20 protein-coding genes are annotated in these 25397 nt (G+C 74.7%); 14 read left to right on the top strand and 6 right to left on the bottom strand.

Annotated features, from left to right (window positions below; all coding sequences use genetic code 11):
- Positions 1–157: 157 nt before the first annotated feature.
- Together Ae717Ps2_RS08250 and Ae717Ps2_RS08245 are read left to right on the top strand one after the other, a co-directional pair.
- The gene (locus Ae717Ps2_RS08250; protein ID WP_139319293.1) at positions 158–1123 is read left to right on the top strand and encodes a serine protease; all 966 of its coding nucleotides are present in this window, start codon (positions 158–160) and stop codon (positions 1121–1123) included.
- Between the two features lie 125 nt (positions 1124–1248).
- Positions 1249–2088, top strand: a complete 840-nt coding sequence (locus tag Ae717Ps2_RS08245) for an arsenic resistance protein (RefSeq protein ID WP_233147489.1) — start codon at positions 1249–1251, stop codon at positions 2086–2088.
- A gap of 13 nt (positions 2089–2101) precedes the next feature.
- Here the strand turns inward: Ae717Ps2_RS08245 and Ae717Ps2_RS08240 are convergent, their stop codons facing one another.
- The 4 genes from Ae717Ps2_RS08240 to Ae717Ps2_RS36010 form a co-directional block, all read right to left on the bottom strand.
- Entirely contained in the window at positions 2102–3301 is a 1200-nt protein-coding gene (locus Ae717Ps2_RS08240) for a homogentisate 1,2-dioxygenase (protein WP_075305607.1), read from the bottom strand.
- Positions 3276–5177 carry an FAD-dependent monooxygenase gene (locus Ae717Ps2_RS08230; protein ID WP_233147488.1) on the bottom strand — a complete coding sequence of 634 codons (1902 nt, stop codon included), beginning with the start codon at positions 5175–5177 and terminating at the stop codon, positions 3276–3278. The genes Ae717Ps2_RS08240 and Ae717Ps2_RS08230 overlap by 26 nt, the downstream gene beginning before the upstream one ends.
- A 24-nt stretch (positions 5178–5201) precedes the next feature.
- Positions 5202–6161: an MBL fold metallo-hydrolase gene (locus tag Ae717Ps2_RS08225; protein ID WP_198932153.1), complete on the bottom strand. Its 960-nt coding sequence runs from the start codon at positions 6159–6161 to the stop codon at positions 5202–5204.
- 174 nt (positions 6162–6335) lie between these two features.
- Positions 6336–7643 (bottom strand): MarR family transcriptional regulator, encoded by a 1308-nt coding sequence (locus Ae717Ps2_RS36010; RefSeq protein ID WP_143510341.1) that lies wholly within the window; start codon positions 7641–7643, stop codon positions 6336–6338.
- A gap of 213 nt (positions 7644–7856) precedes the next feature.
- On the opposite strand from Ae717Ps2_RS36010, the gene Ae717Ps2_RS08210 reads away from it, so the two are divergent.
- Positions 7857–10031: a hypothetical protein gene (locus tag Ae717Ps2_RS08210; protein ID WP_075333194.1), complete on the top strand. Its 2175-nt coding sequence runs from the start codon at positions 7857–7859 to the stop codon at positions 10029–10031.
- Entirely contained in the window at positions 9974–10360 is a 387-nt protein-coding gene (locus Ae717Ps2_RS08205; RefSeq protein ID WP_075333193.1) for a hypothetical protein, read from the top strand. Before Ae717Ps2_RS08210 ends, Ae717Ps2_RS08205 begins: the two co-directional genes overlap by 58 nt.
- Positions 10361–10474: 114 nt before the next feature.
- Here the strand turns inward: Ae717Ps2_RS08205 and Ae717Ps2_RS08200 are convergent, their stop codons facing one another.
- Complete coding sequence (locus tag Ae717Ps2_RS08200) at positions 10475–11191, bottom strand: alpha/beta fold hydrolase (protein WP_075333192.1); 717 nt, start codon at positions 11189–11191, stop codon at positions 10475–10477.
- Positions 11192–11358: 167 nt separating this feature from the next.
- Here Ae717Ps2_RS08200 and Ae717Ps2_RS08195 point away from each other — a divergent pair, with 167 nt between their 5' ends.
- The 6 genes from Ae717Ps2_RS08195 (at position 11359) to Ae717Ps2_RS08170 (ending at position 20358) form a co-directional block, all read left to right on the top strand.
- On the top strand, positions 11359–12549 hold the full coding sequence (locus tag Ae717Ps2_RS08195; protein WP_043282996.1) for an FAD-dependent monooxygenase: 1191 nt from the start codon (positions 11359–11361) through the stop codon (positions 12547–12549).
- A 108-nt stretch (positions 12550–12657) separates the two neighbouring features.
- Complete coding sequence (locus Ae717Ps2_RS08190; protein ID WP_075333191.1) at positions 12658–13578, top strand: LysR family transcriptional regulator; 921 nt, start codon at positions 12658–12660, stop codon at positions 13576–13578.
- Positions 13575–14678, top strand: a complete 1104-nt coding sequence (locus tag Ae717Ps2_RS08185) for a mandelate racemase/muconate lactonizing enzyme family protein (protein WP_020628465.1) — start codon at positions 13575–13577, stop codon at positions 14676–14678. The genes Ae717Ps2_RS08190 and Ae717Ps2_RS08185 overlap by 4 nt, the downstream gene beginning before the upstream one ends.
- Before the next feature lie 50 nt (positions 14679–14728).
- Positions 14729–15568 carry a catechol 1,2-dioxygenase gene (gene catA / locus Ae717Ps2_RS08180; RefSeq protein ID WP_075305603.1) on the top strand — a complete coding sequence of 280 codons (840 nt, stop codon included), beginning with the start codon at positions 14729–14731 and terminating at the stop codon, positions 15566–15568.
- Positions 15568–15852 carry a muconolactone Delta-isomerase family protein gene (locus Ae717Ps2_RS08175; RefSeq protein WP_020628467.1) on the top strand — a complete coding sequence of 95 codons (285 nt, stop codon included), beginning with the start codon at positions 15568–15570 and terminating at the stop codon, positions 15850–15852. The genes catA and Ae717Ps2_RS08175 overlap by 1 nt, the downstream gene beginning before the upstream one ends.
- A 399-nt stretch (positions 15853–16251) precedes the next feature.
- Entirely contained in the window at positions 16252–20358 is a 4107-nt protein-coding gene (locus Ae717Ps2_RS08170; protein ID WP_075333190.1) for a Pls/PosA family non-ribosomal peptide synthetase, read from the top strand.
- Between the two features lie 10 nt (positions 20359–20368).
- Here Ae717Ps2_RS08170 and Ae717Ps2_RS08165 read toward each other — a convergent pair whose 3' ends face one another.
- Positions 20369–21139: an IclR family transcriptional regulator gene (locus Ae717Ps2_RS08165; protein WP_158071475.1), complete on the bottom strand. Its 771-nt coding sequence runs from the start codon at positions 21137–21139 to the stop codon at positions 20369–20371.
- A gap of 139 nt (positions 21140–21278) precedes the next feature.
- Between Ae717Ps2_RS08165 and Ae717Ps2_RS08160 the strand changes: the two genes are divergently transcribed.
- Genes Ae717Ps2_RS08160 through Ae717Ps2_RS08145 form a run of 4 tightly spaced genes read left to right on the top strand, consistent with a single transcriptional unit; the run spans position 21279 to position 25332 of the window.
- Positions 21279–22628 (top strand): NAD(P)-binding domain-containing protein, encoded by a 1350-nt coding sequence (locus Ae717Ps2_RS08160; protein ID WP_043280465.1) that lies wholly within the window; start codon positions 21279–21281, stop codon positions 22626–22628.
- A complete protein-coding gene (locus tag Ae717Ps2_RS08155; protein ID WP_075333189.1) occupies positions 22625–24046 on the top strand; it encodes a TRAP transporter large permease subunit in 1422 nt (473 codons plus the stop codon). The genes Ae717Ps2_RS08160 and Ae717Ps2_RS08155 overlap by 4 nt, the downstream gene beginning before the upstream one ends.
- Before the next feature lie 22 nt (positions 24047–24068).
- Positions 24069–24353 (top strand): hypothetical protein, encoded by a 285-nt coding sequence (locus Ae717Ps2_RS08150; RefSeq protein ID WP_075305599.1) that lies wholly within the window; start codon positions 24069–24071, stop codon positions 24351–24353.
- Positions 24346–25332: a cyclase family protein gene (locus Ae717Ps2_RS08145; RefSeq protein ID WP_143510340.1), complete on the top strand. Its 987-nt coding sequence runs from the start codon at positions 24346–24348 to the stop codon at positions 25330–25332. The genes Ae717Ps2_RS08150 and Ae717Ps2_RS08145 overlap by 8 nt, the downstream gene beginning before the upstream one ends.
- Positions 25333–25397 lie beyond the last annotated feature (65 nt).

Here is a 25397-nt window from a genome sequence, read left to right as displayed (position 1 = left end):
GTATCAGATCCGCTCAGATCCGCGCAGGACGACGGGAGACGGGCGGGCCGCCGACCGGGCCGGATTCACAGCACGTCCACAGCGGTCCGCCCGACGGGGCACAGGGGTGCCCTCTACCGTTGATCGGGTCAGCGGAGGTGAGTCGAGGGAGGTGGACGTGCGGACCGACCCCCGGCCCCGTGACGGCCGGTCCCGCCCGCGGTGGCGCCTGCCGGGACTGCTGGCCGCCGCGCTCGCGGCGTCCGCCGCCCTCGTGCTCACGGTTCCGTCGTGGACGCCCGCGCCGCCGCCCCAGGTCGCGACCGCGGCGTCGGCCACGGCGGCCGGTTCCGCCGCCACCCCGGCTCCGCCGACCTCCGCGCCGGCCCCGGCCGGTACCCCGGCCCCGGTAGGCCCGGCGACGGTCGCGCCCGCCGGGCCCGCCGTGCCCGGACCGTCCCTCCCGGTCGTCACCGGTGCCGACGGCACGCCGGTGGCGCGGCCCGCGACCGGCGCCCTGTTCGACGGCCCGGCCGACGACCCCGGCGACCACTTCTGCTCCGGCTCGGTGGTCGAGTCCGCCACGGGTGACCTGGTCGTGACCGCCGCGCACTGCGTCGCCGACGGCGACGGCACGCCGGCCAGGACGGGCATGAGCTTCGCCCCCGGCTACGACGACGGCACCGCCCCCTTCGGCTACTGGACCGTCACCGCCGCCGCGGTCCCCCCGGGCTGGCTGGAGAGCGGCGATCCCGACTCCGACGTCGCGTTCCTGACCGTCTCACGGCCGGACGGACCGCCGATCCAGCAGGTCACCGGCGCCTACCGGATCGCCTTCGGCGCGCCGGGCACCGACGGCGACGACACCCCGGTGACCGCGGTCGGCTACAACGACGGCGACGACGACGCGACGACGGTGTCGGGCACCGCCGGGACGCTCGACGAGGACCAGTGGCAGCTCGACCAGCCCGGCCTGGACCAGGGCGCCAGCGGCGGCCCGTGGCTGACCGGCCCGGACGACTCGGAGATCCTGGCCGTCACCGGTGGCTACCAGCAGGGCGGGGACTCCCCCGACGTCTCCTACGGCGCCGACCTCGGCCCCGCCGCGCAGGCGGCGTACCGCTCGGCCGGGGGGACCGACTGAGCCGGCTCGTCGCGTGGTGGGACCGTCAGCAGGTCCCGCTGTACCTGGCCGCGATCCTCGCCGGGGCGCTCCTGGGTCTCGCCGTCCCGTGGGCCGCGCCCGCGCTCGGGGCCTCGGTCACCCCGGTGCTCGCGCTGCTGCTGTTCGCGACGTTCCTCGCGGTCCCGCTGGTCGACCTGGCTCGGGCGTTCACCGGCGCCCGTTTCCTGGTCACCGTGCTCGTGGCGAACTTCGTGCTGCTCCCGCCGGTCGCGTTCGGGCTGTCCTCGTTCGTCGCCGACGACCGCGGCCTGCTCCTGGGGGTCCTGCTCGTCCTGCTCACCCCGTGCGTCGACTACGTCGTCGTGTTCACCGGGCTCGCCGGTGGCGCGCGGGCGCAGCTGCTCGCGGCGACACCGCTGCTCATGGTGGCCCAGCTCCTGCTGCTGCCCGGCTACCTGTGGCTGGCCGCCGGGCCGGAGGCGCTCGCCGTGGTCGAGGTCGGGCCGTTCGCCGAGGCGTTCGTGGTGCTGGTCCTGCTGCCGCTGGCCGCGGCGGCGCTGGTGCAGGTGCTGCACCGGCGACGGCCGGACGGGCGGGTCGCCCGGGTCGAGGGCGCCGCCGCCGGGGCGATGGTGCCGCTCATGGTGGCGACCCTGGCCCTGGTCGTCGCGTCGCAGATCGCCGACGTCGGCGCGCAGGCCCTCACCCTGCTGCGGCTGGTCCCGCTCTACACCGCGTTCGCCGTCGCGGCGGTCGTCGTCGGCCTGCTCGCCGCCCGGGTGGCGCGCCTGGACGTCCCCGCCACCCGCGCGACGGTGTTCTCGGCGACGACCCGCAACTCCCTGGTCGTGCTGCCGCTCGCGCTCGCCCTGCCCGGCCCGCTCGCCCTCGCCCCGCTGGCCGTCGTCACCCAGACCCTGGTCGAGCTCGTCGCCCTGGTGGTGCTGGTGCGGCTGGTGCCGGTGCTCGTCCCCGCCCGGTGAGCCGGCGGCCCCGTCAGCTGCCGGGGCCGCGACCCGCCCAGCTCCACGCGTACGACGGGTCCTCACAGGCCCGCCCGCCCTCGCCGAGGGCCAGCGGCCGGAACGTGTCGACCATGACCGCGAGCTCGTCGAAGGACTCCGCCCCGAGTGCCCGCTCGACCGCGCCGGGCTGCGGGCCGTGGCTGTGCCCGCCCGGGTGCAGCGAGATCGAGCCCTGCCCGATCCCGGAGCCCTTGCGGGCCTCGTAGTCGCCGCCGCAGTAGAACATGACCTCGTCGGAGTCCACATTGGCGTGGTAGTAGGGCACCGGCACGGCCAGCGGGTGGTAGTCGACCTTGCGCGGCACGAAGTTGCAGATCACGAAGTTCTGGCCCTCGAAGACCTGGTGCACCGGCGGCGGCTGGTGCACCCGCCCGGTGATCGGCTCGAAGTCGGCGACGTCGAACGTGTACGGGTACAGGCAGCCGTCCCAGCCGACGACGTCGAACGGGTGGGTGGGCACCACGTAGCGGGTGCCGGTGATCCCGTGCGGCCCCCCGCGGTGCTTCACCAGCACCTCGACATCGGTGTCCTCGACGAGCAGCGGCTCGGTGGGACCGTGCAGGTCGCGCTCGCAGTACGGGGCGTGCTCGAGCAGCTGGCCGTGACGCGACAGGTACCGCGCCGGCGGGGTGATGTGCGACGACGCCTCGATCGCGTAGGCGCGCAGCGGCTCGGACCCCGTCGGCACCCACCGGTGGGTCGTCGCCCGCGGGAGCACCACGTAGTCGCCCTGGCCTGCCTCCAGGGCACCGAACACCGTCTCGACGGTCGCCGAGCCCGACTCCAGGTAGACGACCTCGTCGCCGACGGCGTTGCGGTAGAGCGGGCTGACCTCCCCCGCGACGACGTAGGAGATCCGCACGTCGGCGTTGCCGAGCACCAGCCGGCGCCCGGTGACGACGTCGACCGACTTCCAGTCCGGCGATTCGAGGTCGTGCAGCATCAGGTGCCGCGGCACGAGCGGCCGGTTCTCGGTCAGCGACTGGTCGCCCGGGTCCCAGGGGGTGGCGTCGACGATCGCCGACGGGACGCCCACGTGGTAGAGCAGCGAGGAGTCCGAGGAGAAGCCCTCCTCCCCCATCAGCTCCTCGCGGTACAGCCCGCCGTCGAGGCGTCGGTGCTGGGTGTGCCGCTTCGGCGGGACGTCACCGGCTCGCCTGTAGTACGCCATCGTGGCCCTCCTCCGGTCCGGTCGATGTCGGTCTCCGCCCCGGTGCCCGCCTCGGCGCCCGCCCCGGCGCCGGCCGCGGGGACGACGGCCCCGTCGGTGGCCCGGGCGGCATCGGAGGCGGGGTCGGTCGCGCGGTCGTGCCGCGGGCGGTCGCGCGGGCGAGGGCGGCCGCGACGTCGTCGCGGGTCGGGGCGGGGAGCACGGCGGCGACGTGGGCGTCCGGGCGGAGCAGCCACACCTCGTCGGGCCGGGCGGCCAGGGCCGCGGTCACCGTCGGGCCGGCTCCGTCCCCCGCGGGGGCACCGACTCCCGCTCCGGCCGGGTCGGCAGCGGATCCAGGGCCGGCTCCCGCTCCGGCACCGGCGGCTCCCCCGGTGACGGCGGGGTCGGTGTCGGTGTCGGGGTCGCCGTCCAGCTCCGCGAGGGCGAGCACGCGGACCGGGCCGGGCGCCGCGGACGCCGCCGCGGTGACCGCGTCCGCGTCGGCCAGCGGCCCGGTGAGCAGCAGGAACCCGTCGCGGGCGAGCGCGCGCAGCCGTCCCGGGCCGGCCGGGGTGCGGACCGGGACATCGGGGACGAGCACGCCGGGCCCCGCGGGCGGGACCTTGCCGCGGGCGGGGCGCCCGGCGAAGGGACGACGGGCGTCGGCGGTGGTCAGCGGGGAGTCGACGTACCAGAACGGCTCGGACAGCCGGCCGGAGTCGACCCGCGCCCTGGCCCCGGGGTCGGTCGCCGCCGCGGCGAGGACCTCGGAGCGGGCACGCACCTGCTCGGCGCTGCGCGGGACCAGGAAGTCCATCGTCGCGGTGGTCACGGCCACGTTCTCCCGTGCCGCCGCGTGACGCTCGGCGTGGTAGCTCTCCAGGAGCTCCTCCGGTGCCCAGCCGTGACCGACCCAGGCGATCTTCCAGGCGGCGTTCTCCGCGTCGGCGACGCCGGAGTTCAGGCCGCGGGCACCGAACGGGGACACCAGGTGCGCGGCGTCGCCCGCCAGCAGGACCCGGCCGCACCGCATCCGGTCCACCACCCGCGAGTGGAACCGGTAGACCGAGGACCAGACCACCTCGTGGTCGACGTCCCCGATGACCGCCCGGATCCGGGCGTCCAGCGCGCCGGACGCGGTCTCGGCGTCGAGGTCGTACCCGGCCGGGACCTGCCAGTCGATCCGGTACGTCGAGTCCGGGCAGGGGTGGACCAGCACCTGGCGGCCAGGGTTCGCGGCCGGGTCGAAGTGGAAGCGGCGCTCGGCCGCCCACCCCGGGAGGTCGGCGCGGACGTCGCAGATCAGGAAGCGGTCGTCGAAGCTGGTGCCCTCGAAGGTGACCCCGAGCAGCTCCCGCAGCGCATCACCGCGGGCGCCGGCACAGACGACCAGGAAGCTCCCCGCGACCCGGCCACCGTCGTCGACGGTGACCGTGACGCCGTCGGCGGTCTGCTCGACACCGACGACGTCGTGTCCCCAGCGCAGGTCCACCAGTGTCTCGTCGGCGATCCGCTCGTCGAGGATCTCCTCGGTGCGGGCCTGGGAGAGGTTCACGAAGGGTGGGAAGGCGGGCCGCCCCGGCTCGGCGACGGTGTGGGCGAACAGCTCGGTGTCGCGGTGGAAGGTGCGCGCGGTGGTCCAGGTGACGCCCTCGTCGGCGATCCGGCGGCCGGCGCCGACGGACTCCCACACGTCGAGGACGTCGCGCTGCTGGCAGATCGCCTTCGATCCGACCCGGTCCCGCTCCGGGCGGCGGTCCAGCACGACCGTCGGGACGCCGTGGCGGGCCAGCAGCAGCGCGGTGGTCTGCCCGACCGGCCCGGCACCGAGCACCAGGACCGGCGACGACGGCCAGGTCGGCGCGGCGGACCTCGACACGACGGACCTCGACACGGCTGCTCTCCCCTCTCCGGCTCCTCAGCCCTGCAACCTCGCCCAGACCTCCTGGTCGCGCTCCGCGGTCCAGATCACCGGACGCTCCACACCGGACAGCTCGTCCCACAGCCGGGAGACGTCGAACGGGAGGCAGTGCTCGAAGATCGGCCAGTGCCCGTAGTCGTCGACGAGTGCGGCGTGGGTGGCCTCGAACGCCTCCTTCAGCGTGCCGCCGCGCCCCTGCACCGCGCCGACCTCCCGGATCATGACCTGCAGGAACCCACGGGTCTGGGCGATCGCGGCGTCGACCTCGGCGCGCCCGCGGCTGACCGCGCCGCGCCCGCCGACGAGCTGCTCGGCGCCGAGCGCGGCGAGCCGGTCGAGGGTCTCGCCCGCCCAGTCGCGGTGGAACGCGTCCCCGGTGTAGAGCGCGGCCCGGGCCTCGACGAGGTCACCGGCGAACAGGATCCGGTGCCGCGGCAGCCAGGCGGTGATGTCGCCCTCGGTGTGGCCGCGACCGTGGAACTGCAGCACCAGCTCGCCGCGGTCCCCGCCCAGGTCGATGGTGAGCCGGTCGGCGAAGGTCAGCGTCGGCCAGGTCAGTCCGGGCACGGAGTCGGCGGCCTCGGCGAGCCGCGGCATCCGCGCGAACTCCGAGGCCCAGTCCTCCATGCCACGCTCGGCGATCAGGGCCGCGGTCGCCTCGTGCGCGACGACGGTCTGCGCGTCGAACGCGCTCGCGCCCAGCACCCGGACCGCGTGGTAGTGCGACAGCACGAGGTGGCGGACCGGCTTGTCGGTGTGCTCGCGCAGCATCGCGAGCCACCTCCGCGCGGCGACCGGGGTGGCGAGGGCCTCGAAGCAGACGAGGAAGTCCTCCCCCTCGATCGCGCCGATGTTCGGGTCGCCCTCGGCGGTGAGGGCGTAGACGCCGTCCGCGAGCACATCGAGGGTCTGCTCCTTGGCAGCGGTGTCGGCGGAGGAGGCGAAGGGCTTGGCCACGGCAGGTGTCCTCTCGGTAGCCGGGAGACACCGGCGGCGACCGTGGCGTCCCCTCATCGGGACCTGTGACCGGCCGGACCTGCCCGACGATCAAAGGTTGAAGCACTTGTCCGGAACCGTAGAGGGCCGCGGGGCCCGGCGCCAGGGCCGATCCGGCGGCGCGCGCCGAGCGGTTCAGGTCCGCCGGTTGATCCAGTCCGCCCGGTGCGCGGCCCGGGAGAGGCGGACCAGCAGGGTGTTGAGCGTCGCGAGGTCGACGGCGCCGAGCAGCGCCGCCCACTCCGACTCGCGACGGTTGTGGGTCCCGAACGCGGCGACCAGCCGCTCGGCACCGGCGTCGGTCAGGGACAGGTGCACGGTCCGCCGGTCCCCGGCGGCGGGCGTGCGCCGGACGAGCTCCCCGGCGGCGAGGGTGTTGGCCAGGCTGGACACCGCGGCCCGGCTCATCCCGCACAGCTCCGCCGCCCGGCCCGCCTCCTGCCCGCCCGCGACCCAGAGTGTGAACAGCAGCCGGAACGCCGACCAGCTCCATCCCGCGGGGCGGTGGACGGTCGACTCGAGGTCGTAGACCAGGGAGCTCGTGAGCCGGTGCAGGTTCAGCACCAGCGCCATGGCCGCGCGGTCGGTGCCGGGGAGGCGCTCGCCGGTGCGGGCGAGGGCGACGTCGGTGAAGGCGAGGAACCCGTCCCCGCCGCCGTTCCCGCTGTCATTCCCGCTGTCGTTCCCGCTGCTGTTCCCGCCGCCGTCGGCTCGGTCCTGCGCGACCGGCGACCGGTCCGACGACCGCACCCCGGCTCCCGGCGGACCCCCGCCCGGCCCGGCGGTCCCGATCCGGGCCGGGCCGTCGCCGAGCCCCGCGAGGAACGCCGCGACCACCTCGCGCGCCGCCGATCCCGCGCCACCCGACCCCGGCGACGTCCCCCTTGCACCGGTCCCCGGCGTCGCCGCCGCCCCGTCCGGCCCGAGCGCCGACCCCGGTCCGCCGGGCCCCGGCGCGGCCAGCGCCTGCACCCCGTGGAGCAGCGCCAGCAGCTGCTCCACGAGCACCCCGTCCGGCGCCGGGGCGACGATCTCGCCCGCCCGCCGCGCCTCGTCGATCCGGGCCGCCAGCCGGACCCGCCACCGCGCGGTCACCTCGGCGAGGACCGCGGCCGGCCCTGCCCCGGACGCCGCGACCCGGGCGAACGGCGTCCCGGTGTGCGCGGTGACCTCGTCGCAGAACACCCGCAGTGCCGGGAGCCCGGCCAGCCCGGCCGTGCGCTGCGCCACCCGGGCGTCGAGGCCGTCGAGCGCCCGCCGGAAGGCGTACTCCACGATCGCGGCGCGGCCGGCGAAGTAGTGCCCGGGGGCCCCGTGCGCGACCTCCAGCGCCGCGCTGACGTCCCGCAGCGTGACCGCGTCCGGGCCGTGCTCGGCGATCAGCCGCCAGGCGGCGTCGGCGATCTCGCCCCGGCGCTGCTCGTGGTCCACCCGCTTCGGCACGGCCGCTCCTCGTGGTAGCTCACCGTTTTTCTACACGAGGAGAAACATAGGTGCGCATCCAGATCCCGACGGTCCTAGTCCATTCGGGCTAACGATAAGTGGTCGTCGCACGTCACCGGGGTCGCAGTGGATCAGTTGAGGTGGGCAACGGGGCCGCTCGAACCCCGTTGCGCAGCGAGGCGCGACCGGGCGGCACCGGTGGAAGGCTCCCCGATGAAGAAGACGAAGCGAGCCGCCGTCGCGCTCGTCGTCGCCGGCCTGCTCGCCGGTGCGGCGGTCGGTGCCGGGTCGGCGCTCGCGGCGCCGGACGCGCGGGCGGACACGGCGGGTCCCGACCTGCTGCGCGCCCCCGCCGTCGACGCGCCCCAGCTGCAGAACACCGGCATCTGGTCCGCCGACCCGATCGGCATCTGCATGACCAGCGCCTACCGCCACGGCGAGTACGTGCACCAGGGCTGCGTCTACGACGACGAGGGCGGCGGCAACCAGTACCGCTGGCCCAACGACACCCTGCTGCGCAACTACACCTACCCCGAGAACGCCGCCTACCGGCGCAACGCCGCGGACATCCTCGAGGTCCGCGCGAAGCCGCAGGACGACGCGACCGCGTTCCGGGTCACGATGAACACGATGACCGACCCGGGGCTGCTCGGCCTGACCCTCGCCCTCGGCGGCTCGGACACCCCGCGCGAGGCCCCGCACGGCGCGAACACCGTCATGCCGGCCCAGCTGTTCGTGACGGTGCACGGCAACGAGGGCGACATCGTCGACGCGGCCACCGGGCGGACCCTGCCGGACGCGCCCGAGGTGCACGTCGACCTCGAGCGACGCCAGGTCGAGATCCGGGTGCCGCACTCCGCGTGGGACCCCGCCGACGGGACGCAGCGCCTCGCCGCCGCGGCCGGGCTGTGGGACCGCGACGCCGACGCCTACCTCGTCCCGCAGGTCACCGCGGACGAGTCCCACCCCGGCGGCGCGGTCCTCGGCGACCCGACGCCGTCGGCGTTCTTCGACGCGGCGTTCCGCTTCCACGAGCCCTTCGAGGCGCCCTACCGCAACAACGACCAGAAGCGCGCGATCGCGAACGGCGACCTGTCGGAGTTCTTCGCCGACGTCGACTTCGGCAAGCTCCGCGCCGGTGCCGACGACGAGTCCGGCGTCCCCACCTCCGGCTACGTGACCCGCGTGTTCGCCTCGCACTCGGAGAAGGAACAGGGCCGACGGCTGCCGTCGGACCCGGGTGGGCCCGCACCGGGCACCGGCCTGCAGCAGGGCGGCATCGCCACCGGCTCCGGCGAGGGCTCCGGCGACCAGCGGCCGAGCGCGTCGTTCGGCTACCCCTGCCGCGACGACTGCGTCCCCGACCTGCCGGGCCGCATGCAGCGCTACACGGTCTACGTCCCCGAGGCCCCCGCGCCGTCGCACGGCTACGCCTCGCTGCTCTGGACCCAGGGCTACGCGCTGCGCCCCGGCGACGACGTCGCCGGCGACCGTGACCTCTACCGGCAGTTCGCCGACCGGCCGGGCGACCCCACGATGGTGATCGACGTCGACTTCCGCGGCGCCGACAACTGGGGCTACGGCGAGGGCGGCGCGATCGTCTTCGAGGCGCTGGCCGACGCCCGTCGCCACTACGACCTCGACCGCGAGCGCACCGCGATGGGCGGCTTCTCCTCCGGCGCCTACACCGCGAACAAGCTGTCGCTGACCTTCCCCGACGTGTTCAACAAGGCCTTCATCTGCGACGGGCTGAACGTGGCCCCCTCGCTGCCGGGCGTCAACGGGGTGGCCGACGAGCTGGCCGAGGCCGGCGTCGACACCGTCACCAAGCACGAGCCCGGGTCGAAGATCTCCGAGCTGCTGCCCAGCCGGCGCAACCAGCCGGTGATGGAGTGGGCCGGGGTCAACGACGACTTCATCCCCTACCCCATCACCCGCGAGCGGGCCGACCTCTACAAGGCCGGGGACTACGACTACGAGTTCATCAGCCACGTCGGCCTCGCCGCCGAGCACCTCGTGATGTGCAAGAACGGCATGTGGGACCTGGCCGCCCGCTGGATGGGCGACGAGCCCCGCGCGGTCGACCCGCCGCACGTCACCTACGTGCGCAACCCCCTCATGGACGACCCGGAGGCCGGCCTCGTCGGGGACCACGCCTACTGGCTGTCGGGCATCCAGAGCCGCGACCCGCACGAGCTGGGCGCGATCGACGTGGTCACCCGGGGGCAGGGCCGTGCTGAGGCGCCGGTCCCGGCGGCCGGTCAGGAGGTCGGGCAGGTCGAGGGGACCTTCTCGCCGGTCAACCCGAGTTCCGCCACCTCGACGCGCCGGTGGACGCCGACGCCGAGAACGTGCTGGAGATCCGCTCGGCCGGGGTCGGCACCGTGACCGTCGACCCGGAGCGCGCCGGGGTGGGCTGCGACGCCCGCCTCGACGTGCACACCGACGGCCCGTTGACCGTCATGCTCGACGGCTGCGACCGGACCGAGTCCTTCGACGGCAACGACTCCGGTGGGCTGGCGAAGCCCGCGACGTTCGCGCCGGTCGACCCGCTCGAGCCGGTGGGCAACCCGCTGCAGGGCACCCCGCTCCCGCCGGAGGTGGGCAACGTCCCGCAGGCCCCGCTGCAGGGGCTCCCGCCGCTGCGGTTCCCGCCGAACCAGCTCGGCCAGGACCCCGCGCCCGGTGACGGCGCGCAGGAGTCCCCGACCGGCTGACCCCGGCCGCACGCGAACGGCCCCTCGTACGAACGTCTCGTACGAGGGGCCGTTCGTGCGCACGCCTCGTGTAGGGCGCCCGCGTGGGGCGCCGTGCGCGAGGCGCCGCGGGGGTCAGGCCTTCAGCAGTGCCTCGGCGAGCCCCTCGGCGGCGGTGAAGCAGCCTTCGTGGCTGCCGGGCGCGCTCACCGGCGTGACGCCGAGCCGGGCCGCGAAGCGGTCCCAGCCGTACTCGCCGGGTGGAAGCGCGACGTCGTCGGTGGACAGCACGTAGGACACCGGCACCCCCAGGGCCGCCGGGTCGAGCGGTTCCACGGTCTCGGTGAAGTACTGCATCGGGTGCGGCACGAGCAGCTCGTGCACCAGCTTCTGCGCCTCCTCACCCGCGTCGTTCATGAAGGCCTCCTGCCACACCGGCAGCGGGAGCGCGACGGTGTCGTTGCCCGACGCCGCGGCCTGGGCGTCGAACAGCTCCCGGTAGGCCGGCGGGACCTCGTCGTAGAGCGAGCGGCCCGCGGCCGGGACGAACGCGCTCCAGTAGACGAGCTTCCGCAGCCGCGACGCGACCCGGTGCGCCGCACCGGTGATCACGTAGCCGCCCCAGCTGTGCCCGACCAGCGTCACGTCGGACAGGTCGGCGGACTCGATCAGGTCCACCACGGCGTCGACGGTGTCGGACAGGTGCAGGGCAGTGGGGTCGTCGCCGTCGGCGAGCCCGGGGAGGGTGGGGGTCAGCACGCGGTGTCCTGCCGCACGCAGTCGCTCGGCGACCGGGCGCCAGGCCCAGCCGCCGTGCCACGCGCCGGTCACCAGCACGAACGTCTCGGACATCGATCACTCCTCGTCGAGTTCGGAACGGGGTCGGGTCCCCTCGGCGAGTGATCGTGGCCGACCCCGGACCCCCGGTGAAGGGGCCGAGGGGGTCGTGCCGAAAGCGGTCCCGACTGAGACGATCCGTAGAGGAATCAGGGCCCGGTATCCGTGTCAGGATCACAGTCATGGACGAATCAGTGGTGATCGTCGGTGCCGGGATCGGGGGCCTGTCGCTGGCCCTCTCGCTGCACGCCCGCGGCGTCCGGGTCACCGTGCTCGAACGCGCGGCCGAGCTGCGCGAGGTCGGTGCGGCCGTGGCGCTGTCGGCGAACGGGCTGCGCCCGCTGGACGAGCTGGGTCTGCTGGGCGAGCTGGAGAAGGTCGCGGCGCAACCGACCGAGCTCATCCACCGCGGCTGGCGCGACGACGAGCGGGTGTCCGCCTTCCCGGTCGGGATCGACGGCAGCTACCGGCGCCGCTTCGGCGCCCCCTACCTGGGCATCCACCGCGCGGAGTTCCAGCGTGTCCTGGCCGGTGCCTGCCCGGAGGGCATGGTCCGCCTCGACTGCGAGGTCACCGCGGTCGACCCGGACGGCACCGTCACCCTCGCCTCCGGTGAGCAGCTGCGCGCCGCGGTCGTGGTCGGCGCCGACGGCGTGCACTCCCGTGTCCGGTCGGTCGTCGACCCCGATGCCCGACCGCGCTACACCGGGACCTCGGCCTTCCGCGGGATCGTCGACGTCGCAGACGCGCCGCTGCTGCCTGATCCCGGCGCGATCCAGTTCTGGATGGGCCCGGACGCGCACGTGCTGCACTACGCGATCGGCGCGCACGCCGAGCAGATCAACTTCTTCGCCGTGCTGGAGGGACCGGAGCCGTGGACCGGCGGTGCCGGCCCGACCGAGACCGACCCGGGGACCCTGGAACGGGCCTTCGCCGGCTGGGCGCCGGGCGTGGTGCAGATGCTGACCGCGGTGCCGCAGTCCCCGCACTGGCCGCTCTACACGCTGCCCCCGATGACGCGCTGGTCCCGCGGCCGCGTCGTCCTCCTCGGCGACGCCGTGCACACGATGCTGCCGCACCACGGCCAGGGCGCGAACCAGTCCATCGAGGACGCCGCGGTGCTCGCCGACCTGCTCGCCGCCCCCGGCGCTCTCGACGGCGACCACGCCGAGGCGTTCGACCGCTACCAGCGGCTGCGCCGGGCACGGACCCGGTCGATCCAGCGCAGCTCCCTGGTCACCAGCGGGCTGCTGCACCTGCCCGACGGCCCCGAGACCGACGCCCGCAACGCGGGACTGGCCGGGCTGGACCCGTGGCTCACCTGGATCCACGGCGTCGACGCGCGGGCCGACACCCGACCCGTCCCGGCCTGACCATCATTCAGCTGTCGAAGCTCTCAATCGGGCGCTGTCCGGTCTTTGTGTCTACAGAGTCGCACGCCTACCGTGAGGCGACGCGCCGGGCCGAGGGAGGTGACGGGCATGGATCTGCGGCAGCTCCGCTACTTCGTGGCGGTCGCGGAGACGCGGCACTTCGGCCGCGCCGCCGAGCGGCTGCACATGGCCCAGTCCCCGCTCTCCCAGGCCATCCGCCAGCTCGAGAGCCAGGTCGGCGCCACCCTGTTCGAGCGCACCACCCGCCGGGTCGACCTGACGCCGGCGGGGGCGTCGCTGCTGGAGGACGCGCGGCGGATCCTGGCCGGTGTCGAGGACGCGCGGCGCCGCGTCGAGCAGGTCGCCGCCGGCACCGAGGGCGTGGTGACGGTCGGTGCCACCGACCTCGCCGCCTACCGGCTGCTGCCCCGGCTGGCCCGGGTCGCCGCCCGCCGGATGCCGGGCGTCTCGCTGCGGTTCCTGCCCGGGCTGCTCACCGCGGCCCAGGAGGACGCGCTCGACGAGCGTCGCATCGACCTGGCCGTACTGCGTCCGCCGGTGGTGCGCCCGGAGATGTCGGTCCGCCCGATCGCCCAGGAGCGGCTGATCGCGGCGCTGCCCGCCACCCACCGGCTCGCCGGGGCGGGGACGGTCACCCTGGCCGAGCTCCGGGGCGACGACTTCGTCGCCTACGGCGCCCCCGGCTCGGTGGTCGACTCGGTCGCCACCCAGGGATGCCTGGACTCCGGCTTCCTCCCGCTGCGCCGCACCGAGGCCCGCGACACCCCGATCCTACTCACCCACGTCGCCGCCGGTGCCGGGGTCGCGCTGCTGCCCGAGTCGGTGCGCGCCCTGGGCACCGAAGGCGTCGTCTACGCCGACCTGGACCGCGAGCTGCGCGTCGACCTGGCCCTGGCCTGGCGCACCGACGACGACTCCCCCGCCCTCGTCCGGCTGCTCGACGTGCTCGCCGAGCGCGCGCACGAGCTGGACCCCCGCCCTGCCACCGTCCCCGGAGGACCGCAGTGAAGATCGTGGCCGTCGAGGCGATCCCGTTCGCCGTGCCCTACCGCAAACCACTGCGGTTCGCCTCCGGTGAGGTGCACACCGCCGACCACGTGCTGGTCCGGGTGCACGCCGAGGACGGCGTCGTCGGCGTCGCCGAGGCCCCACCCCGCCCCTACACCTACGGAGAGACCCAGGCCTCCATCCGCGCGGTGGTCGACACCGTGTTCGCCCCGGAGATCGTGGGCCTGAGCGTCTTCGAGCGGGAACGGATCCACGCCGTCCTCGACCGCACGATCGGCAACCCGACCGCGAAGGCCGCGATCGACATGGCCGTCTGGGACGTCATCGGCCGCCGGCTCGGTGTCGGCGTCTCCGAGCTGCTCGGCGGGTACACCGACCGGATGCGGGTCTCGCACATGGTCGGCTTCGCCCCCGACGACGTGATGGTCGCCGAGGCCCTGCGGATGCGCGACGAGCACGGCGTCACCACCTTCAAGGTCAAGGTCGGCCGCCGCCCCGTCACCCTCGACACCGGCGCCTGCCGTGCGCTGCGTGAGGCACTGGGGCCCGACGTCGAGCTCTACGTCGACGGCAACCGCGGCTGGACCGCGTCCGAGGCCGCACGGGCCCTGGACGAGATGGCCGACCTCGGCCTGACCCTGTCCGAGGAGCTCATGCCCGCCGACCAGGTGCTCGGACGCCGCTGGCTCACCGCTCGCACCACGGTCCCGACCGTCGCCGACGAGTCCGCGACCCGGCCCGGCGAGGTGACCCGCGAGCTGCTCGACGGCGCCGCCACCATGATCAGCATCAAGACCGCGCGGACCGGGTTCACCGGCTCGCAACGGGTGCTGCACCTGTGCGAGGGACTCGGCACCGAGGTGGTCATGGGCAACCAGATCGACGGGCAGCTCGGCACGGCCTGCACGGTCGTCTTCGGCGCGGCGCACCGGCAGACCAGCGCCCGCGCCGGTGAGCTGTCGAACTTCCTCGACATGACCGACGACCTGCTCACCGAGCCGCTGCGGATCAGCGGCGGCGAGCTGCGCGTCCCCGGCGGGCCCGGGATCGGCGTGGACGTCGACCCCGACAAGCTCGCCCACTACCGCACCGACACCTGACCACCCGCACGCCGAGACCGAACGACCCCGCCCCACCACAGGAGTAGGACATGACCGAGACCGCCACCGCCGCCGGCTCCGGCGCGAACGCCACCGCCACCTTCGCGAAGAAGGAGCGCGCCGGCGCCGCCGCCGATCCGGCCCGGGTGTCCGCCATCGCCACCGACACGCTGCAGGCCCTGCACGAGGTCATCCGCAAGCACCAGGTGACCTACGCCGAGTACGACGCGCTCAAGGCCTGGCTGATCCAGGTCGGCGCCGACGGCGAGTGGCCGCTGTTCCTCGACGTGTTCGTCGAGCACGTCGTGGAGGAGGTCGCCAACGCCGACCGCCGCGGCGCCGTCGGCACCATCGAGGGCCCCTACTACGTCCCGGGTGCCCCGGTCATCGAGTCCGGGACCGCGATGCCGATGCGGCCCGGCGAGAAGGGCACCCCGCTGCTGTTCCAGGGCACCGTCACCGACCTCGACGGCGCCCCGATCGCCGGCGCGACGGTCGACCTGTGGCACGCCGACGACGAGGGCTACTACTCCCAGTTCGCCCCCGGCATCCCCGAGTGGAACCTGCGCGCGGTCATCCACACCGGCGACGACGGGCACTTCGCGTTCCGCACCATGCAGCCCGCGCCATACCAGATCCCGACCGACGGCTCGACCGGCGCGTTCATCTCCGCGGCCGGCTGGCACCCGTGGCGCCCCGCGCACCTGCACCTCAAGGTGTCCGCGCCCGGCAAGCAGCTCGTCACCACCCAGCTGTACTTCGACGGCGGCGACTACGTCGCCGACGACGTCGCCCAGGCCGTGAAGCCGGAGCTGATCCTGCGCCCCGGCCCGGCCGCCGACGGCACCGGCAACGAGGTCACCTACGACTTCGCGCTGGACCCCGCCTGATGGCCCGCTTCGCCGTGCGGATGGAGGTCGACCTCCCCGCCGACATGGACGCCGAGGCGAAGGCCGACCTGCTCGCACGGGAGAAGGCCTGGTCGCAGCAGTGGCAGCGCTCGGGTGAGTGGGTGAGCATCTGGCGCTGCGTCGGCGAGTACGCCAACCTGTCGATCTTCGAGGTGCGCGACAACGAGCAGCTCCACGAGATCCTCTGGGGGCTGCCGCTGTTCCCCTACATGACCATGCAGGTGACCCCGCTGGCCACGCACCCGTCGGACATCCACGCCTGAGACCCCGCGGGGGCGCCCGGGCCCGGTGACGGGCGCCCCCGCGCATTCCCGGTCAATTCCTGACCATTCCTTTACCGGAACCGGGAGACGCTCTTCACGGTCGCGCCGAACGGTCGTCCGACGCCCGCCGCACCGGACGACGCGTTCACCGGACGACGGCCGGCGAACCGCAGGAGAGGCTCTCCGAACTGCTGCCGGACAACGGCGCCGGCCGGCTGGAACTCCTCCAAGAGCAGATAACCAACACGTAAAGCAACCGGACTTCTCGCCCGGTGGACAACGGGCGAAGAATGCGTGACGCGCCGTGCGTCGTCGAACTGGAAAGGGCACACCCGGATCGGGGGTGTTCATTCCACGGGTTAGTCTCCGGCCGTTCGACGACGTTTCTGGAGGGCTTCGGTGTCGCAGTTCGGTCCCGGCACGATTCCCCTGCGGCCGGGCTCCCCGCCGCGGGACCCGTTCGGCGGGGTCACCGTCCGCCTGCCCGCGGCGCCGGGACGGCACGCGACCCACGGGAGCGTCCTGACCGGCGCACCCCCCGCGCCGCCCCGCACGCTGTGGGACGTCTTCACCCGCACCGTCGCCGACCACCCGCACGCCCCGGCCCTGGACACCGGCGGAGTCCGGCTCGACTACGCAGGGCTGCGGGCGGCCGTCGAGCGGACCGCCGCCCGGCTCGCCGCCTGCGGGGTCGGCCGCGGCGACCGGGTCGGGATCCGGGTGCCGTCGGGCACCCCGCACCTGTACGTGGCGATCCTCGCGGTCCTGCGCCGCGGCGCCGCCTACGTCCCGGTCGACGCCGACGACCCGCACGAGCGCGCACGCACCGTGTTCACCGAGGCCGCGGTGTGTGCCGTGGTCGAGGCCGGCGGGCGGATCGTGCCCGGGCCGGTGCACCCGCGCCGCGTCCCCTCGCGCGGCCCGGACGTCCGCGACGACGCCTGGGTCATCTTCACCTCCGGCTCCACCGGCACGCCCAAGGGCGTCGCGGTCACCCACCGCAGCGCCGCCGCGTTCGTCGACGCCGAGGCCCGCCTGTTCGCCCGGGACCGTCCGCTCGGCCCCGGCGACCGGGTCCTCGCCGGGCTGTCGGTCGCCTTCGACGCCTCCTGCGAGGAGATGTGGCTGGCCTGGCGGCACGGTGCCTGTCTGGTCCCGGTGCCGCGCGCGCTCGTACGCTCCGGCGCCGAGTTCGGGGACCGGCTCGTCGAGCTGGGGATCACCGTCGTCTCGACCGTGCCGACGCTGGCGGCGCTGTGGACCGCCGAGCAGCTCCGCGCGGTCCGGCTGCTGATCCTGGGTGGCGAGGCGTGCTCCGAGCCGCTGGCACACCGGCTGGCCCGGGCCTGCCCGGAGGTCTGGAACACCTACGGCCCCACCGAGGCCACCGTCGTCTCCTGCGCCGCCCGGCTGACCGAGGACGGCCCCGTCCGCATCGGGCTGCCGCTCGCGGGGTGGCGGCTCGCGGTCCTCGACCCGGCGACGGGCGCGCCGGTCGGGTCCGGTGAGGTCGGTGAGCTGGTGATCGCCGGTGTCGGCACCGCCCGCTACCTGGACCGCGACAAGGACCGCGACCGCTTCTCCCCGGTCCCCGCGCTCGGCCCGCAGCGGGCCTACCGCAGCGGCGACCTCGTGCGGGCCGACCCGGAGGGACTGAGCTTCGTCGGCCGGGCCGACGGTCAGGTCAAGATCCGCGGGTTCCGCGTCGAGCTCTCCGAGATCGAGTCGGTGCTCGCCGACCTGCCCGGCATCGCCGCCGCCGCGGTGACCGTGCACGAGGTGCGGCCCTCGGTGCCGGAGCTGGTCGCCTACTACTGCACCGGTCCCGGCCTGCGCATCGACGACCACGAGGTCGCCGCCGGGCTGCGGGCGCGACTGCCCGCGCACATGGTCCCCGCCTGCTACGAGCACCTGCCCGCCCTGCCGACCACGACCAGCGGCAAGGTCGACCGGGCGGCGCTGCCCGCGCCGAGCGGGCGGGGCACGGCGTCGTCGGCACCGGTCGTCGCACCGGCGACGGCGACCGAGGCCGAGCTCGCGGCGCTGCTCGGGGAGTCCCTGGGGCTCGCCGAGGTGTCCGTGCAGAGCCACCTGGTCGACGACCTACGTGCGGACTCCCTCGCGCTCGCCCAGTTCGCGGCGCTCGTCCGCCACCGGCGCGGGCCGTCCTGCCCGGTCGGGATGCGGGTGCTCTACCAGCACCCCACGGTGCGCTCGCTCGCCGCGCTGCTCGACCGGACCGGGCCCGGCACCGTCGGCACGACACCGGCCGTCGCCCCCGCCGCTCCCCCGCCGGTGGGCCGGGCGCGGCACCTCCTGTGCGGGACGGTGCAGGTGCTCGTGCTGCTGCTCGGTCTGGCCGCCGGCGCCGTGGTCGCCTGGGCCGACATCGAGTGGATGGACCTCGCGACCGGCCTGCTCGACCTGTTCGAGCGGTCCGGCGCCGCGCTCGTCGCGACGTTCCTGCTGCTCACGCTCGTGCCGGTGCTGGCGAAGTGGCTGCTCGTCGGGCGCTGGCGGGCCGGGGAGATCCCACTGTGGAGCGCGGCGCACCTGCGGTTCTGGGTCGTCGCCACGCTGGTGCGGACCAGCCCGATGGTGCTGTTCGCCGGCTCACCGCTCTACCTGCTGCACCTGCGCGCGCTCGGGGCCCGAGTGGGGCGCGGGGCGGTCGTGTTCTCCCGCACCGTCCCAGTCTGCACCGACCTGATCTCCATCGGCGACGGCGCGGTCGTCCGGTCGCGCAGCTCGTTCACCGGCTACCGGGTGGAGCGCGGCCGGATCGTCACCGGGCCGGTCACGATCGGCCGCGGCGCGGTCGTGTCCGACGCGACCGTCCTCGACATCGACAGCGTCGTCGGCGACGACGCCCAGCTGGGGCACGCGTCGTCGCTGCCGCGGGGCGCCCGGATCCCCGACGGCACCCGTGCGCACGGCTCACCGGCCGTCCCGACGACGTCGGACTTCCGCGGCCCGGATCCGGCCCGCTGCTCGACCGCCCGCCGGGCGGTGTTCGCGACCGTCCAGCTGCTCACCCTGTTCCTGGCCGGGCCCGCGACGGTGACCCTCGCCGTCGCCGTGCTGGACGACGGGCCGCGGGTCACCGCGCTGGTCGACGGGCGCGACCCCGGCGACCTGCTCGCTCTGGCGGTGAGCCCGCTCGGGCTCGGACTGTCGCTGGCCGCGGGTGCCGCCGCGCTGGTGGCCGGTCTACTGGTGGTCACCCTGGTGCCGCGGCTGCTCTGGCCGCTGCTGCGACCCGGCCGCGTGCACCGGCTCTACGGCGCCGCGTACTGGTGCCACCGCACGGTCGCGCGGCTGAGCAACGTGCCGCTGTTCGTCCAGCTGTTCGGGGACAGCTCCTTCGTCGTCGGCTACCTGCGGCGGATCGGCTACCGGATCGCCCGCGGCGGCCAGACCGGCTCGAACGTCGGTGCCGACATCGCCCACGAGGTGCCGAACCTGGTGACGATCGGGCCGAACACGATGCTCTCCGACGGGGTGTTCCTGCGGACCGCGGAGTTCACCAGCACCTCGTTCCGGACCGTGCCGGTCGGTCTCGGCGCGGACTGCTTCCTCGGCAACGTCCTGACCGTCCCGGCCGGCGACCGGATCGGCGACGGCTGCCTGGTCGGCACCAAGACCATGATCCCCACCGACGGGCCGCGCCGGCGCGACGTCGGCCTGCTCGGCTCGCCCGCGTTCGAGATCCCCCGGGCCCGCCCCGAGGACCCGCGGCTCGCCGTCACCGGGGAGCGGCTGCGCCGCAGGCTCGCCGCGAAGGACCGGCACAACCTGGCCACGATGGCGCTGTTCCTGCTGGTCACCTGGGTACGGCTGCACGTGCTGCTGACCGTCGGGCTGGTGGCGGCGGGTTTCCTGGCGACCGCGGGCCCGCTCGCGATCGCCGGCGGCGCCCTGGCCGGTGGGCTCGCCGACCTGGCCGTCGGCGTGCTCGTCGAACGGGCGGCGACCGGGTTCCGGCGGTTGCAGCCGCAGCACTGCTCGATCTACGACCGCTACTTCTGGTGGCACGAGCGGTTCTGGAAGCTGAGCATCCAGCCGTCGCTGCTCAACGGCACCCCGCTCAAGCCACTCGTCTGGCGGCTGCTCGGGGTCCGGGTGGGCCGTCGGGTGTTCGACGACGGCGCCGCGATCAGCGAGAAGACCCTGGTCGCGATCGGCGACGACACCGTGCTCGGTGCCGGGGTGATCCTGCAGGCGCACTCGATGGAGGACGGCGTCTTCAAGGCCGACCACATCCGGATCGGCGACGGCTGTGTGCTCGGTGCCGGGGTGTTCGTCCACTACGACACGGTCGTCGGCGACGGTGCGGTGCTGGCCCCGGACTCGTTCCTGATGAAGGGCGAGCGCGTCGGCGCGGGCGGCGTCTGGGGCGGGAACCCGGCGGCGCCGGTCACCACCGTCCCGGTCACCACGGTCCCGGTCACCACGGTCCCGGGCGCCCCGGCGCGGGGCACGGCGGCGCCGGTCCCGGCGGGCTGACCACGGCCGCTCAGGGCTCGGGCAGCGACCGCCCGATCGCCAGGGCGGCCCGCCGGACCTCCGTGCCCAGCGCCGCGGTGCGGTCCTCCGGGATGTCGTCGATGTACCCGGCGACCTGCACCGCGGCGCGCACCTCCCCGCCCAGGGGCACCGCCGCCGCGACGCTGGCGACGCCGGGCTCCCGCTCGCCGCGCGCCACCGAGTAGCCACGCTCGCGGATGCCGTCGAGGTCGGCGGCCAGGGCAACCTCGTCGACCTGCTCCCCCGCCTCGGCCGCCCGGGCCAGCACCGCCGTCACGTCCTCGGGGCGGCGCTGGGCGAGAAGCACCTTCCCGGCACCGACGTGCAGCGGCAGCCGGGCCCCGATCGGGAGCTCGTAGCGCAGCCGGCGGATCCCGTGTGCCCGGGTGAGCACCACCCGGGTGTCCCGGTACTCGCGGAACAGCGACGCCGTCAGGCCTGTCTCGGCCGCCAGGTCGAGCAGCACCGGGCTCGCCGCGCGCAGCAACGGGTTCGTCGCCAGGTAGGCGTGCGCCCCGAAGGTCAGGGCGACGCCGGGCCGGTAGCCGGTGCTGTCGCGCTCGACCCGGTCGCGTGCCTCCAGCACGGTGAGGATCCGCTGGGCGGTCGCCACGGGCAGCCCGGCCCGCCGGGCGATCTCGGTGAGGCGCAGCGGCTGACGGGCGTCGTCGAGGACCTCCAACACGTCGATCGCGCGCTCCAGCGACCGCATGGTCGAGGTGGACCGCTCGCCCCGGGCCTGCTCACTGCTCTCCGCCACCACACCCGCGATTCTCACACAGTGGTAGGCCGCGCTCAGCGTCCGACACATCGCCCGTTGACAGATTACCGCTCCGTGCACACACTCTCCATAGTGCGAGAGTACTTATCACTCTGCGGTAAACCTGCAAGGAGGCAGCGTGCGTACGACAGTGCTGGGACTCGGCGAGGCCGGGGCGCTCTACGCGGCGGGGCTCGTGGCCCGCGGCTGGGACGTGACCGGGTACGACCCCGCGAACACCGCGACCCCCGACGGCGCGCGGCGGGCCGACTCCCCCGCCGAGGCCGTGCGGGACGCCGAGCTCGTCCTGAGCCTGGTCGGCGGGAAGGTCGCCCGGTCCGCGGCCGAGTCGGTCGCCGCGCACCTGCCCCCCGGAGCGGTGTTCGTCGACATGAACTCGATGGCCCCCGACGCCAAGCGGGCGACGGCCGAGCTCGTCGGCCCGCACCGCTTCGCCGACGTGGCGGTCGTCGGCTCGGTGCCCGAGCACGGTGCCGCGACCGGTGTCGTGGTCAGCGGCGTGGCGTCGGCGCGGGCCGCGGAGGTCTTCCGTGCCCTGGGCGCGCCGGTCGAGGACATCGGCGGCGAGCCGGGAGCGGCCTCGGTGCGCAAGCTGCTGCGCAGCAGCTTCATGAAGGGCCTCGGCGCGCTGATCGTCGAGTCGGTGGCCGCCGGCGCGGCCGCGGACGCCGAGGACTGGGTGCGTGGCCAGATCGCGGACGCCCTCGCCGGCGGTCACGAGACCACCGAGCGCCTGCACGACGGCACCCTCAAGCACGCCGACCGCCGGGCCGCCGAGTCCGTGGCGTCGGCCGAGCTGCTGGACTCCCTCGGCGTGCGGCCGGTCATGATCTCGGCGGCGGCCGAGCTGCACCGCGACCGCGCCGACGCCGCCCTCGCCCCCGGCGACGACCTGCTGGCGGCCTACGCCGGACTGGCGGTGGCCAACATCGGCGACGCCCGCGAGCGTATGGGCATGATGGACGGCGGCATCCACGCGCTCTGGCGCGGTGTCCGCGCGGTGGGCCGCGCCCGCACCGTGTGGGTCCGCGCCGGGGACAACCTGGCCCTGCACCGGGCGCTCGACCGCTGCCGGGCCGGGGACGTCCTCGTCGTGAACGGGCACGGCGACACCACCCGCGCGCTGCTCGGCGAGCTCATGGCCGAGCGGGCGAAGAAGCGTGGCGTGGCCGGGATCGTCGTCGACGGCGCCCTGCGCGACGTCGTCGAGCTGGAGAAGATCGGCTTCTCCGCCTGGGCCCGTGCGGTCACCCCGGCCGGCCCCTACAAGAACGGCCCCGGCCAGGTCGACGTGCCGGTGGCCGTCGGCGGTGTCGTGGTGCACCCCGGTGACCTGATCGTCGGCGACGACGACGGCGTCATCGTCGTCCCGGCCGCCGAGGCCGCGGCGAGCCTGCTGGGCGGCCGCGCGGTCGAGGCCGACGAGGCCGGCCGCCGTGCCGCGATCCTCGCGGAGCCGGCCCGATGACAGCCGTGTGGGCGCTGGTCGCGTTCGTCGGCGTGATCATCGTCTGGAACGCGGTGTTCAAGCGCAACATCGGCGAGGCCATGATCCTCGGGTTCGTGGCCGTCTGTGCGTTCGTCCTGTTCGGCGGCACCGTCGACGGCGGATCGGCCTGGTCGGCCATCTCCGGATCGGTGCTGGACGCGCTGCAGGAGGAGGTCACCTTCGCCGGTCTGGCGTTCGTGTTCATGTCCTACCTGCTGACCCGCACCCCGGTCCTGGACAAGCTGATCGACCTGCTCAACTCGGTGCTCGGGCGGCTGCGCGGAGGGCCGGTCTACACCGCCACCGCGGCCGGCGGCATCTTCGGTGCCATCGCCCACGTCGGCGCCGCGGTCACCGCGGCGGTCGGCTCGGTCACGGTGCCGTGGATGAAGCGCTCGGGGGTGCGGCCCGAGCTGGCCGCGACCGTCGTCGCCGGTGGTGCCGGCATGGGCGTCACCTTCCCCTTCTCGGCCACCATGTTCATCCTGGTCGGCGGGCTGGCCGCGCAGGGCGTCATGCAGCCCGACGAGATCGTGAAGCCGCTCGCGATCGCCGGACTCTGGTGCCTGGGCTACCGGTTCGTCCTCTCGTGGTTCCTCGTGCGCCGCAACGGCATCCAGTCGATCGCCGCCGAGGACCGGATCCCGTTCGGGCGCAGCCTGCGCTCCGGGTGGACCTCGCTGCTGCTGTTCGGGCCGATCCTCGTGCCCTTGCTGCTCACCCGGGGTCCGGTCGCCGACGCGCTCGGCTCCTACTCCGGTGTCTCCGACGCGATGAAGAAGCCGGTCGAGCTGGCCGACGGCACCACCCTGGCCGCCCAGCCGTACACGATGCCCGACGTGATCAGCCTGATCACCTGGATCCCGGTGCTGATGATCGTGCTGGTCCTCGTGCTCGGCCGGAAGCACCTGCCCCGCACCACCTCGGGCTGGTGGACCGCGATCGGCAAGGCCGCGCCGTCCTTCGGCGTCATCGGCATCACCATCGTCGCGGCGTTCTCCGCGGCGAACCTGCTGGGCGAGCTCGGGCTCGCCGAGCAGCTCGAGTCGGTGCTCGCCGGGCTGGACGCACCCGGCTGGATCATGGCCATCGCGATCGGCGTCATCATTGTCGCCATCGCGATCCCGCTGACCGCGAGCGCCACCATGGCCGCGGTCGGGCCGGTCGCGGTGATCGCGCTCGCCGGGGCGGGCATCCCCGCCCCGGTCGCCGCCGCCGCGGTGCTCGTGTTCGCCTCCACCGAGGGTGCCTCACCGCCGTCCGGGGCACCGATCTACGTCGCCGCCGGCATCGCCCGCGTCGACCCGGTGAAGACGTTCGTCCCGCTGCTCACATACTACTGCCTGCCGATCCTCGGGATCGGCGTCCTGATCGCGACCGGCCTGCTCCCGGTCTGACCCGCCCGTATCGGAGACACCCATGAGTTCGACGACGATCTCTTCCGACCCCGCCACCGGTACCGCGGCGAAGGTCACGACGTTCCTGTTCGCCCTGACGGTGGTGTTCTTCCTGCTCGCCGGCCTGGTGATCGTGGTGGGCCAGACCGCACTGCTCGGCCTCGGCGACGCGACCGCCGCCCGGGCCTGGGCGAGGACGATGGCGCCCTACGCCTTCGGCGGCGCCTCCGCGGCGGGCCTGCTGTCGTTCGTCCTGTCCTACTGGCAGGGCCCCGGCCACGGCGACGACGTGGCCGACGATGACTGAGCCGCCGCCCCGGTGGGAGGTGCCCCCCCACGCCGAGCTGGCCGGGCGCCGTCCGCCCGGGGCGAGCTGGGGCGTCTTCACCACCGATCCCGAGCGCGGCACCGCCAACTTCGCCGGCGCCGACGAGGTCCGGGCCAGCGCCGCGGTGGTCACCCGCGGCGCCGTGTTCGGCCTCGACCACGCCCTCGACGCGTTCGACCCGCCGATGGCGCGGGCCCGGTCCGCGCCCCGACACGAGATCCTCTCCGCCCACGCGCAGGCCCGCGACGACGTGCTGCACGGGTTCTACCTGCAGGCCACGTCGCAGGTCGACGGTCTGCGGCACCGGCGGGCGTCCGGGTACGGCTTCTACGACGGCGTCCCCGACGCGGCGATCGTCGCGGGCGGCCCCGCCCTGGGCGTGCAGCGCTGGGCGGAGAAGCCGATCGTCGGGCGCGGGCTGCTGATCGACGTGGCGGGGCTGCTCGCCGAGGAGGGCACCCCGCTGGACCACCGGGCCGGGCCCGCGCTCGACGCCGACGTCCTGGACCGTGCGCTGGCGCGCCAGGGCGAGCAGGTCCGGCCGGGCGATCTCGTCCTGGTCCACACCGGCTGGGCCCGCTGGTTCCTCGACGCCGACGACGAGCTGCGCGCCGAGGTCCGGTCCGCGCGCCGCGCCACGGGGTTCCGCCAGTCGCACGAGCTGCCGCGCTGGATCTGGGACCACCGGGTCGCGGTGTTCGCGACCGACACCTTCGCCGTCGAGGTGCTGCCGGTGGACCCGGGCAGCCCGTTCACCGGGACCGCCCCCGAGGACGCCGGGATGATGCACCAGGAGCTCATCGCCAAGCTCGGCGTGGTCCTGGGCGAGCTGTGGAACCTCGACGCGCTGGTCGCCGACAGCCGCGCCGGGGGCGGCTGGACGTCGTTGACGGTGGTCAAGCCGCTGCACCTCGTCGGGGGCGTCGGCTCGCCACCGAACGCGACCGCGATCCGCTGACCGGAGCGGGACGTACCGGGGCGGTCGGATCGCCCCGGTCGGATCGCCTCGGTCGGATCGCGCCG

It is taken from the genome of Pseudonocardia sp. Ae717_Ps2, from assembly GCF_001932475.1.
Taxonomy (GTDB): domain Bacteria; phylum Actinomycetota; class Actinomycetes; order Mycobacteriales; family Pseudonocardiaceae; genus Pseudonocardia.
Note: the sequence above shows the minus strand (reverse complement) of the source record. Positions and strands in the feature narration are given on the sequence as shown.